The organism is Oleiphilus sp. HI0061 (assembly GCF_001635675.1).
Map to the genome: position 1 here is coordinate 15,158 of NZ_LWFE01001842.1, position 15,493 is coordinate 30,650.

Sequence of the window (15,493 nt, forward strand, 5' to 3'; positions counted from 1 at the left end):
TCGAGCTTCATTAGTTTGAAACACTCATCCGTAGTGCGGCAGCAGACGCAAAGGGCGAAAGTGTAACCGCTAGCACCAGCATGATACCGATAATTGCGAGGTGCCCGCCAACTGGTAAACCGTCAATACTGGCCTGTACCGTACCGGTACCAAATATTAGCACTGGTATAGTCAGTGGTAAGACTAATAGAGAAACCAGCACACCACCAGAGCGCAAGCTTACCGTCAATGCAGCACCAATGCCACCAATTAAGGTGATAACAGGAGTCCCCATGATCAAGGTCAATAAGAGTATTGGCAGGTGTTGAGGGTCAAGATGCAACATGACAGCGAGTAACGGCGACATGACCACAAGCGGCAGAGCAATTAGCAACCAATGAACAAAGGCTTTAACTAGCAGCAGCAGATATAAAGGGTGTGAGCTTAGTACAAGCTGCTCGAGTGAACCGTCGTCGTAGTCGGCCTGGAACAGGCGATCCAAGGAAAGCATTGTAGAAAGTAAGGCAGCAACCCAAACTAAACCAACAGATGCCGTGCCTAGAAAGTCGGGTGAAGGGTCTACGCCTAAGGGAAATAACACAATAATAATAGCGAAAAAAACTAGTGGGTTTGCCAGTTCCTGCTTGTGCCTAAATGCGGTAAGAAACTCTTTAGTTAAAATAGCTTTGGCGACGGGCCACAAACCGGTACTGGAGTTCATGCTCATATTACACTTCCTTTAATGGGAAGTATTTCAAGTCCGGGTAAAGAAAGCTGATGATGTGTTGTAAGAATGATTGTGACACCGCTAATTGCTTTTTCTAACAACAAATTTTCAAACTGGGCAACGCCTTGCTTATCGATGGCAGTAAAGATCTCATCAAGAATCCAGATCTTTGCCTCAGAGAGATATAATTGCGCCAGAGTTACGCGACGCTGCTGACCTGCTGACATATTGCGGCATAGAACATGTTCATACCCTTCTAAGCCGACTGAGCTGAGCGCGCTCCATAGCTGTTGTTCTACAACTGTTTGTCGCAAGCCAAGTAGATAACGCAGATTCTCTAAAGGTGTCATGCTGGTTTTAATGGCAGATTTATGGCCAATAAAAAGAAGCTGAGACTGGAAACTAAGCTGGGATTTATATAGAGCTTCGCCCTGCCAGTTAACTACGCCGTCATATGAAGTGAATAAGCCAGCTAAAATTCGTAGCAAGGTTGTTTTACCTGCACCATTAGGGCCTTCGAGCTGCGTTATCGTGGCAGGAAGAAAACTATGCTCTAGCCCGGAAAACAGAATGCGGTCTTCACGTTCACAAGATAGCTGCTTAATTTGGAGTACTGGCTCAACCATAGAGGTTTATGACTGCTTAAATAGAATCTCGAAGTCGCTATTATACCTGCAAAATACAATTTGAATATCTATTCACTTAGCTTATACCTTACAAATAAGAAAGGTTGCCTAAAGCTATACCACTAATGAGGAAATGCTCGGCAACCTATATCGATCGAGGCGAAATAATCAGATTGAGCGACTAAGCACGCCTTTTTGTAAAGGCATGAACTCCCAGGCCTGAGAGCGTCTGAGCCACAGATATCCAGGCTGTCTGATCAGGTATGGCCTGTTTGCCTTTAGATAGCCTCGCAAGCTGTGATTCGTACCAGGTAATATCAAGCATGGTCATTTTATCGATAAACTTCACGCCAGTGCTGGGTTTCGGTATATCAATCTTGTGCTCGGGATTTGCTATTAGCTCATTGGGAAAATCGGGATAAACAGAGAGCGGTCGAGCCAAACCGATAAAATCAGTTGCGCCACTCTTTAAGGCTTGAAGCATTGCGCTACCTGAGCGGAAGCCGCCAGTAACGACAAGTGGAATTGAAACGCGCTCGCGGATTTTATCTGCATATTCTATGAAGTATGCTTCGCGTCGGCGTGTTGATTCCTTAATGTTATGACCTACCATGCTTGGGCTTTCGTAGGTGCCGCCGGAAATTTCCAGTAAATCAATTCCCGCTTTTGCAAGGGTTTCGACTACTTCCATAGATTCTTCATGAGAGAACCCTCCTTTCGAGTAGTCAGCAGAATTTAATTTAATGCCAATTGGGTAATTATCATCTGTGGCTTCACGAATAGCACGGTAAACCTCTAATACAAAGCGCATTCTATTTTGTAAGCTACCGCCCCACTTGTCTTTTCTCTGGTTGTGGTGTGGAGATAAAAACTGGCTAACCAAATAACCGTGAGCGCCATGAATTTGTACACCATCGAAGCCTGTTTGTTTGGCAAGTTTTGCGGCGGTCGCAAACTTTTCGATTATTTCTAAAATTTCGCTTTCTTCGAGCGCACGAGGGGTGGCAAAGGTGTTTTCAAGCCCCCCACCTAAAGGAATAGCAGAGGGGGCGACTGGCTGCTTTGTTAAAAACGTTGGCGATTGCTTACCTGGGTGGTTTAATTGCATCCAAACTTTGGTGTCATTCTGCTTTGCAGCGTCCGCCCATTGAATGAAGCTCTCGAGGTCGCTTTCGTTATCTAGAACAACGTTTTTTGGTTCGCCAAGTGCTGCCCGGTCAATCATGACGTTACCTGTGATAAGTAACCCAGTACCGCCAGCTGACCAGGTACGATATAACTTAGCAAGTCGCTTGCCCGGATTGTGCTGTTTGTCTCCCAGTTGTTCGCTCATTGCAGACTTAAAGAATCGATTTTTAACGTTTACATTACCTTGTTGATATGGCGTAGCAAAACTTAGACTTGGGTGTGTAGTGCGTGACATGAGAACCTCGGTTTTTGGTTTTTATCTTATTTTGCTAATAATATAGATCTATATTTGTGACCGCTAGTCATGAATAGTGTAATACACATTCCTACCAATGGATTAATCGCAGACAATAAAAAGCCCGGCAACGGCCGGGCTTTAGAAAGTAAAAGCTAAGTTAGCAAATTACTCTGGTGTACCACACTCGGCAGCAGTTGGATTTTCAGAACAACGGATTTTCCAAAGCATTTTTAAAGCTTTAGGGTGGTGGTTACCCTCTGCTTTTAGAGCCATACGGATTTCACGCTTAAACTTAGTAATTTCTTCCTTAGTTTTAGCATCTGTTTTGATCCAATACTTCGCTGGGATTTCCGCTTCAGCATCCTTAACCATTTTATTAATGTCAGGAATACGAGAAAGAATGTACTCACGCATCTTTTGACCAAAGTCGTCTGCAAAGCGGTCCTTGTGAGTAACAAGCTGCATCATGCCGTAAAGGAGTTTTTCGTCGATAATACCGCCGTTCTCGCCGAGACCGTGATATAACTCAAATACGTTATAACCAAGCGCGACCATTGGTAGAATGTCGATATTACCGTTATTGAACTGGCCCGAGAAAGTGGTCAAAGAAGTGCCGACCGGAGACGCACCAACTAGGTTAGCAAGCTTCAAACTTTGTGGATCTTCGTTAAGAACCGAGATCTTTTTGCCGCTAAATTCTTCAACTGAGTCAATATTTCTGTCTCTTACGAATAGGTAAACAGAACCAACAGGCAAAGTACCAACCATCTCGTAATTACCATTCGTAAGTAGCTTGCCAACTTTCGGGTTAGTCAAGGCCTTTAGAACGATACCAAGCTGCTTCTCGTTGTTGATGCCACCAATTGCATCCAAGGTACCACCAAATGGAACGTATGGGCTACTCAATATAGAGGTAAGAAATACACCATCACACATACCGGCTTTAAAATCATTAGAGGCAACTTTTTCATCGGTAAAAGCTTCCAAATGGATATCTAGACCCCAAGGAATAGCTTTTGCTTTCAAGTCAGCGAAGAATGTCATTGCAGGACCGTTTTTTCCAACCGGGTCGTACATACAGAACTTTTTCTTTTCAAGTGCAGAAGCTGTGGCAGCAGTCGACAGCATTACTAGCGCAAGTATAATTCGACGAAATGTCATAATGTTTCCTTAATCCTCATTAATTGTTTGATGTGTAAGAACGTTCTTTTCTTATCGTTATTATGGTGCGAATAATAACAAAGACATGCTCGAAAAGAGACATCAAAATTGACTGCTAGTCACAAAAATAGATTTAAATTTTGGCAATATTAATATTTTCTTGTAAATACAATTGCTTACCATTTTCAGAGAGGAGTTGTTAAATTTGGTTAGCTGTTTTTCATATCTGCGTTAAAGAAACTTTCAAGCTCCTTGGACTTAGCTTGAGCGTCCTTGTATCCGAGAGCTATGAGCTCTCGCATAAACTCCCCTTCAAACAAAAGATAGCTAGCCAGGCTCACGCCGCCTTCAATTGGTTCCTTGTTTAGACCAAAAAACTGTTTAATAGGTCCGGGTAGTTTGGAAACATGTTTAATTGCAATTTCATCAATTGGTTCGCTTGGGTTTATCACCAAGGTATCAATAAACCTTAATCCCAAATCGTTGGCGACTGCTTCTGGGTCCTCAACTCTTTTTAAAAGGCTGTTGATGACAGCGACCTTTTCAACGTCCTTTTCTACAACATCAATAAACATTCCGTTTATAACATGCTCTAAGATAGAGGGTCGCTTTGGCTCTTTTTTACTTTCCTTGCGAATATGACGATTGGTGAGGTTCGCGCTAACACCAATAACCAAAATTCGATTCGCACCAAGGTGAACTGCAGGGCTAAGCGGTGCCATATTACGAGCAACACCATCGCCAAAGTACTCTCTATGTATCTTGACTGGTGGAAATATGGTCGGGATAGCAGAAGAAGCCATGAGGTGATCAAGCGTTAGTTTTGTTTTAACGCCCACCCTATTCCCTGATTGCCAACCAGTAAGGTGGTCTTCACCTTGGAAAAAACTAACACTTTGGCCGCTTCGATAACCACAACTTGTCACACTAACTGCCTGTATGTCGTGCTTCTTGATGTTGGTTGTGAGTTGTCCGAAATCAGCTTCTTTTTTTAATAGCTCTCTTAAGGGGGCGTTATTGAACATGGAGCCTGGCACATCAATGCCATCTCCGCTGACGAAACCTCTAACAAACTGGCCTAGGTTTTTTGCAAGATTCCAATAGTCGGATTTGTATACCTTATCAGAGCTAAGGTTTAACCAAAGATCTTCGAGACTGTCGACACTATGCCTGAAGATCTTACCCCCTCCTCCTAGCCCCACGGCGTTTAAAGCTCCTGCGGAACTGCCGCAAATGACAGGAAAGGGATAGTCAAAGCCAGGAAACTGTTCTGCAATTGCCTTAAGAACACCGGCCTGGTAAGCGCCTCGTGCACCACCACCCGTTAAAATCACCCCTGCTGTCATATTAATTATTCCAAATAATGTACTTTGTAAGAATGCTGCGATAGCAGCTTGTTTCCGCTCAAAGAATAGATAAGTCTCAATAGTAAAACTATTCTAGGGCATATATGCGGACAAGCACTAACCTTGCATAAACTTAATAGTGATAATAAAAATCTATATAGAATAAGACGGTCTATATCTGATCAAAAAAGCAGCATCTTTAGCGCTATAATTAAGTTAATGATAAAGATAGATCGTTATATGGTTTTCCGTTTTTAAATTAGAGCATTAATTTGTAGTCGGAGGTGTCCTATGAAACGTTTATATTACCTTAGCCCTTCAATTGACAGTGTCGACCAAGTTTCGAAAGATTTGCATGAGCATGGTATTACTGACTGGAACTTTCATATTATTAGTACTAATGAAGAGGGTCTATATAGTCATCATCTCCACTCTGCGAGTGCACTTCAGCGTACCGACTTCGTGCGCTTTGTAGAGCGAGGCTTATTGTCCGGTGGGATGATTGGGCTGTTTTTTTAGTCCCCTTTACTTATATCGAGGAGTTTAGCTTCAATGCATGGCTAGTGATCGCGATCTTTAGCATGTTCTTTGGTGCGTGGTTTGGCGGTGTTGGTGGGCTCAATACTGAACACTACAAGATCCAGAAGTTTCACGAACAAATTATTGAAGGTCAGCACTTGATCTTAGTGGATGTTAACACGAAGGATGAACAACGCATAAAGTGCATTATGGAAATAAGGCACCCCGAGGCGGTACTTCAAGGTTCTAGCTCGACTATTACTAATCCGTTTTCCAAGGATGATGCTGAACACATCAGCGCAAAGTCTTAGGGCTGCGCATTAAGGTGATAAAAGCTTAGATTATCGCCTTAATGCATTATTTGCAGTTCACAAAGTGTTCATGTCGAAATCTGTCAAAGCAAAAATTTCAAGGACTTCATAGGTATTCTTGTCGAGCTTTGCCAAACCAAAGCCTGATTTCCCAATTATGCGGATATAGAAGTATTTGCCTGTATCAAACTCTTGATCCTTATAAATCTTCTTAAGGTAGACTTCTTCAAGAGCTGCTTGCTTGATGCGTTCTTTTTGCTCGCCTAGCTCATGATAATAATCCATGTTCTGTAGATAATCTGTATCCCCTTCACCGGTAAATGCATGAACAGTGATCGCTATTCTAACTTCGGTTGTACCGGTTAAAACGTGGAACTTTGGTGCTGAAGCCAAGCTAGTATCGATAATATTAGGGTCAACAGCTGTCATATCGTAATTCGATGCGGTTTGGATCTCAAATGAGTTATTGACAAGTAATGCTGATAAAGGCCTTTCCTTGTAGATGGTCTGAAACCCATATACAAGCGCTGCTATTTGGAATAATGCAATCACTGACAGGTCAAACTTTAGACTCTTCTTACCTTTTTTATATACGACAAAAGTAAGTAGTGGCCCTAGTATCACGTCTACAGCAAACAGGATTAGAATGATTTCTGATATACCCTGTATTTTGAAGTAGAAGTCAGGATAAATTTGGAATCTGATAAAAAAGTAAACTATCGATACGATAGCGAGACTAATAAGAAAGTGGATTAGAAATGCGATGGGTTTTGTCATAGTCGTCAGTTAAGTTAGTGTTTAAACTAAGCTTAGAAGCGACTTGGATATTTTCAAAGAAATAAAGAACGGAATTAAAAAAAAGCCGCATTTAAGTGCGGCTTTTTAGAAACTACAAAGGTATTGTTATTTCATTTTTTTACGTGTGGCAACTAGTCCTGCCAAACCTAATGCAAACAAAGCAATGGTGCCAGGTTCTGAAACTGCAGTAACTTTAACGTCGTCAAAAATATTACCTGTTGTATCTCTTCCGCCATCTAAGGATGTGAATGTTAAGGTAGAAAGCGAGCTAGTAGCTGTGAATTGATAAGTATACTGATTCCAGTTACCCCATGATTGGTTATAAACAGAATCTGAAAGGTCACCAACACTGACTGAGAAAGCTTCATCAGAGTTAGCTTGGCGGCGGCGACCAGCAAAACTTAACTCGTAGGCCTGACCTGCTGTCGTCGCGAAGTCTTGGAAGATAGAGAACTGACCATTAGCGTCTCCAGGGTGCGCATTAAGTTCTAATACTCTAATTCCATCATCGGCAGGTACGATAAAATTGTTAGACCATATTTCAACATTCTGGCTGGCGTCCCAATTTGGAATGCTAGAATAAATCTGCCACGTAGCTGCGCTTCCATACCCGCCAAGTGCTGCTTCGTTACCAATATCTTCGAAGCTGCCATTTTCTATAAGATTAGCTTGAGCACTCATAGATACAGCAGTAGTTAAACAGATTGAACCGAACAACTTTGTTAAATTTTTCATAATACAGCCTAATTTAATGAATAATAACTATAGGAAAGCAATAGATGCGCCAGAAGTTTATCTTTTTGTTTTTATTGATGTTTTCTAGTATTGATTGATCGATGTGTAAAATAAGCTGACGTAAATTTAGCCAGCTTCAAGATTTTGTGAACTAGTGAATCTAATGACTTCGTCTTACAAACCGCATTGGTAATACGGATATTATAATGTTAAATACCTTGGCAATGGTCGGTGTATTTATAAGAAACAATTTGATTGCGACCTACAGCGCTATTGATGTCGAAGAGATTATCTTCAAAAAGCTCATTACCCCAATCACAAAGCGTTTCAAGCGAAACCTTGTCATCCTTTACGATCGAAGAATGAAGCTTAAGCGTTAAACCGAGCTGACCATTCCACTTCATGACGCAGCTTGATATCGGATAGTTCTTTGTTCCTGGTGCACAGCAAAACCAGCGTTCTTTTTGTAATGCTGAAACCGCTTCTGCCTGTTTGCTCGGTAAGGCAGAGGTATCTTCATCTAACCAGTTCCCCATTGCGGAGAAATTGCCAGCGTAAAAGGATTTATTGCTGAGGTAGCGATATAAAAATCTAATCATAAAGCCAGGTAGATATTTAGCTATCTTGGCTTGTTGCCAGTGCAGCCAATGCTCGCGTGACTTTAGCCGCTCGCGAATTCTGTCGTTTAACTGGGTAGGTGAAATATCCGCTTCGAGAGGGATATAAAATCCACTGGAGAAATTTGCATAGTCTGAGTCGGTTCCAAAATTAGCTGCCCCCCTTAAATTAACGGGATAAAACCACGAATAGCTTTGATTGCAGTTTTTTGAATCTGCAAGTAAATGCTTGGCAGCCGAGCGGTTTAGCGCCCATAGTATAAAGGTTGTTAAAGGGATATCGAGAGATTTTGCTCGTTGTTCGATAGCTGCGGTTTCATAACGATCAAAAAATAGAGTGTCTACCGAATTTTGGCTTACTTGATTATCCGCTTTCCAAAAACGCCATTTGACCCTTTTAGGGTAAGGTTGAACTTTTGCTTTGATCGCTTTCAATTCTTGAGTGTCAGGTTCACCGGTTTCTCTACACTTAGGGATCTTCACACTGGTGAAACCGAGATCGTTCAGCATGTGCTTCATTATGCTCATGCCGTCACCATTGGCGTGCTGGAAGATATCTACTTTTAGCGCTTCTTCTTGCTCTGAGGTGTGAGGCGTATATCGCCCCCAATATATGTCATCACTTACGCCTAGCTTGCGCCTTTGTTCAAACCATAAGGCAACATGATCTTTCGGGTGACGTTGAAATATACTCATGATGCCTGATCCGTCTTGAGAACGTTAAGGGTATTTTTCGCATCAAGCCAACCTGCTTCCCAGCTTGAAGTTAATACCTCATCATTATATGGGCTCTGTGATTTCTTCTTCGCTCGACTGCCCTGCTCAAAACCGCGTTGATAGGCGTCTTCAACGCTCTCGGAGTCGAGCGCATTATTCGTTACCTGTTTGCTAGCGGTGCTTAGGCTCTTGATATATTGATCCAGTAATAGGTAGCTTGCGGGCACTAAAAGCAAGCTGATCAGTGTTGCAAAAATAACCCCAAAGGCCAGCGATACGGCCATGGGTATTAAAAACTTAGCCTGAATGCTGGTTTCCAGGATCAAAGGTGTTAAGCCTGCAAACGTTGTAATTGACGTTAAGAGTATTGGCCTGAAGCGTTTCTTGCCAGCTTCGCATACTGCACTAAAGATATTCACGCCCTTCTTGCGCAGCTCATTAATACAGTCCATCAAGACCAGGTTGTCATTGACGACAATACCGCTGACCGCCACCATACCTATGAATGACCAAAGCGTTAATTCCAGATTTAATAACATATGACCGAAAAGTGAGCCTAGAATTCCAAAAGGGATTGCAAACAAAACCAATAAGGGCTGACTGTAAGACGAGAATAAAACCGCCATCATCAAATACATTACGAAGATAGCGATTAGATAACCGTTAAACAGAATATCTAAAAACGCCACAATACTTTTTTGTTTACCTGCGGTTCCCCACTTCATATCTGGATATTGCGCGACTAGCGTGTCGAGGTAGTGTTCTTTAAGGTCCTTTTGAATATTGTAAACCGAGTTATGTTCTGTATTGACGTATGCGCTCACGGTCACCACTCGCTTGCGCTCATAGCGGCGAATATTATTCGGTGCCTGTCGGAAGTGAATATCAGCAATTATTGACAAGTCTATATAGCTGCCATCTGCTATCAAAATTGGCAGGTGCTCCAGGTACCACATCGAAGCTCGTTCTTCTTCAGGCAAGCCTAGCCAGACATCGACTTCATCATCTTGCGTTTGGATCGTTTGCACCACTTCACCCTGATACGCCCTATTGACTTGCCTGATAACCTGCTCAAGCGTTAGTCCAAGTGAAATAGCGTTATCCTTTAAGGTGATCTGCGCCTGTTTTTTCTTTTCATTAAGGGAGTCTGCCAAGTCATAAGTTCCGCTGTAATGACTCAGTTTATCCTTTAACTGTTTCGCAGCAGTTTCAAGCTGTAAGCGATCATAACCGGAAAGCTCAATATTGATATCAGGCTTTGAGGGGCTTAGGCTAGAACTAAAACTAAGCTTGCTTGCTCCATCAATACGGCCAATCAACTCGCGCCAACGGTTTAAGACTTCCTGACCGCTACGCTCTCTCGTTTTTGAGTCAGACAGTTCTAGCGTTACTTGGGCGGTATGATCAAGGTTTTGTTTGTTTTCCTGATTCGATATCTTAAGCGTTGGGCCGATAACCGAATAAACGTGCAAGATTACAGGTTCACTAATACTGGGCGAAGAAGACTCGTTTAGCTCAATACGCAAATCTTCCGCTGCCTTCAACATTTTATTCACTGCAGCTTCAGTTTTTTTGCGTGAAGCGCCCTCCGGAAAAGCAACTGAGGCATTAACAACCTCTGCATCAATCGCGACGCCCAACGCCACTCTCATCCAACCAGTCGATAGTAAGACCATAAAGATGATAAACATTAAGCTAAAACTAACGATAACCAGTTCTTTATGTTTTAGAGCCATCACTAATAAAGGTTGATATAAACCTTGGTTTAATTTATCGAGGTGTTGGCTGAATTGCTTTTGTATTTTACTTAACAGACTGTCTTTCTTTTCGTCGCTTGATGTTGATGCCTTACGGGATAAGTGCGCAGGTAGAATAAAGATCGATTCCAAGAGCGAAAACACTAGAATACAAATAACTATAATAGGTATCGCCTGCATTAACTGACCCTCGGGGCCTGGTAAGAACAGTAAAGGCAAAAAGGCTACAATGGTTGTAGTGACTGCAAAAAGTATCGGTTTATATACGTCATAGACACCAGCAAGCGCGCCTTCACTACCATATTTTCCTGCCTGATTCTGGCTATGAATTGACTCCCCAACGATCACTGCGTCATCGACCACAATGCCCAGCACTAGTATGAAAGCAAACAGTGACACAATATTGATGGATACATCCAGTGAGGGCATTAATAACAGACTGCCAAAAAACGAAAATGGTATTCCCAGGCTGACCCAAAATGAGAGACGTAAATTAAGAAACAGAACCAAGAGCGCAAAGAGTAGCAAGAGGCCGCTGAATGCATTTTCCAGCAATAAATCAATGCGGCTTTTAAAGTTTTTTGCTTCGTCCTGCCAAACGTATAAGTGCATGTTGTCAGGCAGTTGCTTTTGCTTTATATAGCCTTTAATTGCCTCGGCAATGGTAACAATACTCTGATTGCCAACACGATAGACATCGAGAGAAACCGCTGCACGGTGGTCAAAGGATGCCTGACTTTGCGGGCTATTTCGGTTGTCGATGATGCTCGCAATATCGCCTAGTCTTACCTCGGCACCGTCAGCATTCGAGGCAATAATGATATTTCGATAACCCTCTGCATCACTTTTTTTAGCATCACTGGTGATTAGTACGTCACCGTCATGGGTTTTTAATACGCCACCTGGTAACTGATTTGATTGTTGCCTAATTAGACGACTGATCTCTTCGAAGCTAACTTGATATTGCTCTAAGTTATGTGCCGGGATATAGACTTGTATTTCAGAGTCTTTAACGTCTTCTAGGTCGATGATGCTGATGTTATCGTTTTCGAGGATTTCACTGCGTATGCTTCGCGCCATCTTGCTCATGCTAGCGTAGTCCGCGGTGCCACTGAGAATTAATTTACTAACGCGATTACGTACAATCAATTCCTTGACGGTTGGCTCTTCTGCCTCGTCTGGTAAGGCATCATAGTTTTCGAGACGGCTTTTAACTGTATCTAGTATATCTTTCGTGAGGTAGCCGTCTGCTACGTCAAGAGTCATTGAGCAAAAACCCTCATGCGCAATAGCGCTAAGCTCAAGTGTGCCCTCAATATCATAAATCTGGTTTTCGATTGGCTTGCAGATGCTAGATTCTATGGTTTCAACTGACGCACCAGGCAGGCTCGTATCTATCCCAATACGTTCAAGGGACACATTTGGGATCAGCTCTTTGCGAATATCGGGCAGGCTGATATAACCCAAGGCAAACACGGTAAACATAAGCAAGTTGGCGGCAACCGGATTATGTGCAAACCATGCGATCGCACCTTTCATTGAATTGTACTCGCTACAGGGTGCTCAATAAGCGCGAGATCATTGGCTAGGTAAGGCTCAACTTTCATACCTTCTGCCATTAAATGAAATGAACCGGTAACGATACGTTCGTTTGCATTTAATCCCGCCTTTACGAAGGATAGCTCTTTGCCACGATACACTAGTTCGATATTTTTTCTGTGTAAGCGCATATCGTTATCAATCGTCCAAACAGTGTTGTTGGCAGGTTCAGCACTACGAGGAATTAGCTTTAAATTATTGATTACTTGCCCTTCGATCCTTGCTTCAACAAAGGAGCCTGGTAGTAAGCTCTTGCTAGATTTGTTTGAAGCGTTATTGCTTGAAACTTGCGCAATAACATAAAGAAGCTGATTTCTATCGCGCTCCCCTTCAATTCGGTCGATAAGTCCTTGCCATTGTTTTGTCGGGTTTTGATAGCTGTTCAAGCTAGCAATAGGTTTACTTGTTTTGCCCAAGTAGCCTTTATGATTTAGACCGAGAATTTCAATTTGCTGGTCATTTAACGGGAGTCGGACTTCAACTTCGTCAGTCCCATAGATTGTTGCAACATTTGAGGTAGCCAGTATGTACTCGCCTTCAGTAATACTCAGTTTAATGACTTTGCCATCTATTGGTGCTCTGATTACAGTCTTCTTGAGTTGTTGTTTTGCATAAGCTAAGGCGGCTTCCGCGGCCGAAACTTGACTGCTGGCATGGCGCACCTGTGGTATATGACGCGCATAGTCAGTTGCGTTTCGTTTTAGGCCTTTTTGTGCGACAGCCGCCTTTGCTTTAACTCTGACTAATTCAAGTTTAGTTCGGTCAAGTTCAGCTTGTTTTTGTGCGATATCGAGTACAAAAGGCTGTTGTTCAAGTTCAATGAGAATGTCGCCCTGCTTGACCCTTGCGCCTATACTAAGCTCTTTGCTGACACGTTTGACCAGGCCGGGTACCTGATTGGTAATCTGACGAACTTCTGAGGCAGATACTCTACCGCGACTATAGATTGGAATCGCTTGGCTGCTTTCGATTACCTCTGTGTAAGGAACTCTTGGCGCCAGGTTCTGTTGAGTACTTTGCTCAGGCTCGGGTGCGTTATCGTAGAGCCAAGAAATCAGGCCAAGCGCGACGATAAGCGCGAGGAAGACGGAACGATATTTTTTTAGATACTGCATCATAACTTACTGCTAATTATAGACGTGTTGGTTCGAGATAAAACAAGCCCTGTTGCTTCATTTCTTTGCTCGGGTCATCGCCATAACTAGCGAGATAGTGATTACTTAAAAGCTGATATGCCTTCAAGTTTTTTGCAACTTCGTGTAAAGGGTCGCGCGTATCAAAACCAAAGATAAGCGCCTCATAATCACTTGCGTGATAGGTTTTAAGGATGCAGCTCAGCAAATCTTGAAAGATATCAATCCGGTTGTCGGCACAAAGAACCGTGTGAAGGCTAAGGTAGCTCGCTAAACTTCCAGGACTTGGTAGCTGGAGGCCGCCAAAGAATTTACTCTTAATATTATTGATGTGCCTGAGGGCTTTCATCTTGCCTTGGTAGGATACAAAGCGCGTTTGTTTAAAATCTTTTTGGTTCCATACGGCGCACATACCGATAAGTTCATCGTCATCATAAGCGAGGAAATAATTTTCGATATCGACCCCGCGATAGTAATTGTCTTTGGTGCCAATTTTTGAAAAGTCATAGACAGGGTAAAATTGCTTTGATGGCGCATGCTTATCGAAAAAAGACTGCATCTGAGCTTTATCGGCATTGCTAGCTCGTCGCACTAAAAGTGTTGTGGCTTTATGCTGCTTCTTATACAGATCTACCATATAAGTACGAAATTGTCCGGCCTGGTGATAAGTCGGCAAACTTAGACGGCCACTTCCGACTGAGTTGATAGAGGCTTTATTCTCGTCCAATATCACAGTCTGCATCCACTCATCCTGCATCAGTTCTCGATACTTTTTGAATAAACGTAACAGTGTCCTTCCGCCACGATAATCCTGGTGAATACGTAGATCATTGCCGTAACGGGTTAATCTTTTTTCGCCGTCGACATAAACTTCGCGCTTACCAATACTGAATGAGGCCAACAAGGTCTCTGTTTTATGATCAATCATGACCCAAACATCCGGATCTGTTGTGGTCACCTTTGTTGCATGAAAAAAGTTAGGTGCGCGCTCAAAATTCAGGTGCACTTCTCCTTCCTGTGGCGTTTGATCAATCAGGCGTAGTAGTGCAGCTGAATCACCATCTTCGGCGGGGCGAATTTCGTAGCGCTGGCTCATTAGCTTACGGCCTCGACTCTGTTTTGCTGTTCATTGCTTGCGCTCGAGCATTGAGGAGAGAATAGTTCGTTTTGCCAAAGTACCAGAGGTTCAATTTTAACGTTACCAGCCACCATGCCACGCGCTATCTTATGCGAGGTATAAACCTGCATGGCATCTTCCATGAGCAAAACGTGCGCATGATCGAGCTGACCAAGTTCGCGAGCAAGTTTATAGTGAAAGTTCTGGAGCAAAAATTCTTCTAGTTCGCGATCAAGTTCGACCTGTAGGTTTTTCTGCTCGCAAGTGTTAAGTCTGTTATATGTAGCCTGGTTTTCGCATAACAAAGCATAGCGAGGTAAGTTTGCTTCAGAATAAGAAGGGAGCGCGAGTAAGCTTATTGGCAAAATAGCGTCATGCATGGAAAACTCATTAATAATATTAACTGCCAGCTCTGGCGACAGTTTCTCACCCACCATATCAACACCACTAAGGCGTCCAATGAATTCAAAGCAAGGGCATTGATCTAAAAAGCCGGTTACCTTCAGCTGGTCATTCATCGCGTAGCGAAGTAAACCATTAGAGCTACTTAGAATGGGACGTACATTCTGGCCCTCCGTTAGCTGCCAGCTAGTATGTATTTGATTGGTGTCCAGGTCCTCAAACTCATAAAAGTGACTAGTCAGTGCTAATGGGTATTTCCCCTGAAACGGGAAGCTAATGACGCCTTCAGTGGCCCAAAGGCCCTTTCCTTGAAAACGACAATGGGGAAACAAGTCGCGTAGTTTGTTCGCCCAAATTTTAGATGATGAGGTGTCCCAAGCACTGATGAGACCAAGTTTGGGCCAAAGCATACTTGTCATTTTAGCACTTAACTCACCATCCCAAGCATCTAACGACTTAGCGGCGTCAGGGTTTTTGGGTGCGGATAGATGTGATAAGCCAGAAAGAGTCTCAGGCCACTGAC

The 15,493-nt window shown here is 43.0% G+C and carries 14 protein-coding genes; 2 read left to right on the forward strand and 12 right to left on the reverse strand.

The annotated features are described in order from the left end of the window. Positions 1-10: 10 nt before the first annotated feature. The 5 genes from ccmB to A3735_RS28060 form a co-directional block, all read right to left on the reverse strand. Positions 11-706 (reverse strand): heme exporter protein CcmB, encoded by a 696-nt coding sequence (ccmB, locus tag A3735_RS28040; protein ID WP_068510728.1) that lies wholly within the window; start codon positions 704-706, stop codon positions 11-13. After that, a complete protein-coding gene (gene ccmA, locus A3735_RS28045) occupies positions 703-1,332 on the reverse strand; it encodes a cytochrome c biogenesis heme-transporting ATPase CcmA (RefSeq protein WP_068510725.1) in 630 nt (209 codons plus the stop codon). The genes ccmB and ccmA overlap by 4 nt, the downstream gene beginning before the upstream one ends. A gap of 181 nt (positions 1,333-1,513) precedes the next feature. Then, positions 1,514-2,755 carry an NADH:flavin oxidoreductase/NADH oxidase family protein gene (locus A3735_RS28050; RefSeq protein ID WP_068510724.1) on the reverse strand — a complete coding sequence of 414 codons (1,242 nt, stop codon included), beginning with the start codon at positions 2,753-2,755 and terminating at the stop codon, positions 1,514-1,516. A 168-nt stretch (positions 2,756-2,923) separates the two neighbouring features. Then, the gene (locus tag A3735_RS28055) at positions 2,924-3,919 is read right to left on the reverse strand and encodes a putative solute-binding protein (RefSeq protein ID WP_068510722.1); all 996 of its coding nucleotides are present in this window, start codon (positions 3,917-3,919) and stop codon (positions 2,924-2,926) included. A gap of 209 nt (positions 3,920-4,128) precedes the next feature. Then, positions 4,129-5,265: a patatin-like phospholipase family protein gene (locus A3735_RS28060; protein ID WP_068510720.1), complete on the reverse strand. Its 1,137-nt coding sequence runs from the start codon at positions 5,263-5,265 to the stop codon at positions 4,129-4,131. A gap of 291 nt (positions 5,266-5,556) precedes the next feature. On the opposite strand from A3735_RS28060, the gene A3735_RS29380 reads away from it, so the two are divergent. Both A3735_RS29380 and A3735_RS29385 read left to right on the forward strand, forming a co-directional pair. Then, positions 5,557-5,784 (forward strand): hypothetical protein, encoded by a 228-nt coding sequence (locus A3735_RS29380; protein WP_082865277.1) that lies wholly within the window; start codon positions 5,557-5,559, stop codon positions 5,782-5,784. A 44-nt stretch (positions 5,785-5,828) separates the two neighbouring features. Continuing rightward, on the forward strand, positions 5,829-6,095 hold the full coding sequence (locus A3735_RS29385; protein WP_068633325.1) for a hypothetical protein: 267 nt from the start codon (positions 5,829-5,831) through the stop codon (positions 6,093-6,095). A 57-nt stretch (positions 6,096-6,152) separates the two neighbouring features. Here A3735_RS29385 and A3735_RS28070 read toward each other — a convergent pair whose 3' ends face one another. The 7 genes from A3735_RS28070 to A3735_RS28100 form a co-directional block, all read right to left on the reverse strand. After that, positions 6,153-6,872 (reverse strand): hypothetical protein, encoded by a 720-nt coding sequence (locus A3735_RS28070; RefSeq protein ID WP_068510718.1) that lies wholly within the window; start codon positions 6,870-6,872, stop codon positions 6,153-6,155. Between the two features lie 126 nt (positions 6,873-6,998). Then, positions 6,999-7,628 (reverse strand): DUF642 domain-containing protein, encoded by a 630-nt coding sequence (locus tag A3735_RS28075; protein WP_068510716.1) that lies wholly within the window; start codon positions 7,626-7,628, stop codon positions 6,999-7,001. Between the two features lie 209 nt (positions 7,629-7,837). Next, on the reverse strand, positions 7,838-8,941 hold the full coding sequence (locus tag A3735_RS28080) for a hypothetical protein (protein ID WP_068510715.1): 1,104 nt from the start codon (positions 8,939-8,941) through the stop codon (positions 7,838-7,840). Beyond that, positions 8,938-12,258, reverse strand: coding sequence for an efflux RND transporter permease subunit (locus A3735_RS28085; protein WP_068510713.1), 3,321 nt, complete (start codon positions 12,256-12,258; stop codon positions 8,938-8,940). Before A3735_RS28085 ends, A3735_RS28080 begins: the two co-directional genes overlap by 4 nt. Then, the gene (locus A3735_RS28090; protein ID WP_068553539.1) at positions 12,255-13,436 is read right to left on the reverse strand and encodes an efflux RND transporter periplasmic adaptor subunit; all 1,182 of its coding nucleotides are present in this window, start codon (positions 13,434-13,436) and stop codon (positions 12,255-12,257) included. Before A3735_RS28090 ends, A3735_RS28085 begins: the two co-directional genes overlap by 4 nt. 13 nt (positions 13,437-13,449) lie before the next feature. Beyond that, a complete protein-coding gene (locus A3735_RS28095) occupies positions 13,450-14,547 on the reverse strand; it encodes a hypothetical protein (protein WP_068510708.1) in 1,098 nt (365 codons plus the stop codon). Beyond that, the coding region (locus A3735_RS28100) for a GH3 auxin-responsive promoter family protein (RefSeq protein ID WP_197486114.1) at positions 14,547-15,493 on the reverse strand (947 nt) is incomplete at its 5' end. The genes A3735_RS28100 and A3735_RS28095, both read right to left, overlap by 1 nt.

Excerpts from the sequence above, each read along its gene's own strand:
- ccmB (WP_068510728.1), bottom strand. The coding sequence starts at position 706 with ATGAGCATGAACTCCAGTACCGGTTTGTGGCCCGTCGCCAAAGCTATT.
- ccmA (WP_068510725.1), bottom strand. The coding sequence starts at position 1,332 with ATGGTTGAGCCAGTACTCCAAATTAAGCAGCTATCTTGTGAACGTGAA.
- A3735_RS28050 (WP_068510724.1), bottom strand. The coding sequence starts at position 2,755 with ATGTCACGCACTACACACCCAAGTCTAAGTTTTGCTACGCCATATCAA.
- A3735_RS28055 (WP_068510722.1), bottom strand. The coding sequence starts at position 3,919 with ATGACATTTCGTCGAATTATACTTGCGCTAGTAATGCTGTCGACTGCT.
- A3735_RS28060 (WP_068510720.1), bottom strand. The coding sequence starts at position 5,265 with ATGACAGCAGGGGTGATTTTAACGGGTGGTGGTGCACGAGGCGCTTAC.
- A3735_RS29380 (WP_082865277.1), top strand. The coding sequence starts at position 5,557 with ATGAAACGTTTATATTACCTTAGCCCTTCAATTGACAGTGTCGACCAA.
- A3735_RS28070 (WP_068510718.1), bottom strand. The coding sequence starts at position 6,872 with ATGACAAAACCCATCGCATTTCTAATCCACTTTCTTATTAGTCTCGCT.
- A3735_RS28075 (WP_068510716.1), bottom strand. The coding sequence starts at position 7,628 with ATGAAAAATTTAACAAAGTTGTTCGGTTCAATCTGTTTAACTACTGCT.
- A3735_RS28080 (WP_068510715.1), bottom strand. The coding sequence starts at position 8,941 with ATGAGTATATTTCAACGTCACCCGAAAGATCATGTTGCCTTATGGTTT.
- A3735_RS28085 (WP_068510713.1), bottom strand. The coding sequence starts at position 12,258 with ATGAAAGGTGCGATCGCATGGTTTGCACATAATCCGGTTGCCGCCAAC.
- A3735_RS28090 (WP_068553539.1), bottom strand. The coding sequence starts at position 13,436 with ATGATGCAGTATCTAAAAAAATATCGTTCCGTCTTCCTCGCGCTTATC.
- A3735_RS28095 (WP_068510708.1), bottom strand. The coding sequence starts at position 14,547 with ATGAGCCAGCGCTACGAAATTCGCCCCGCCGAAGATGGTGATTCAGCT.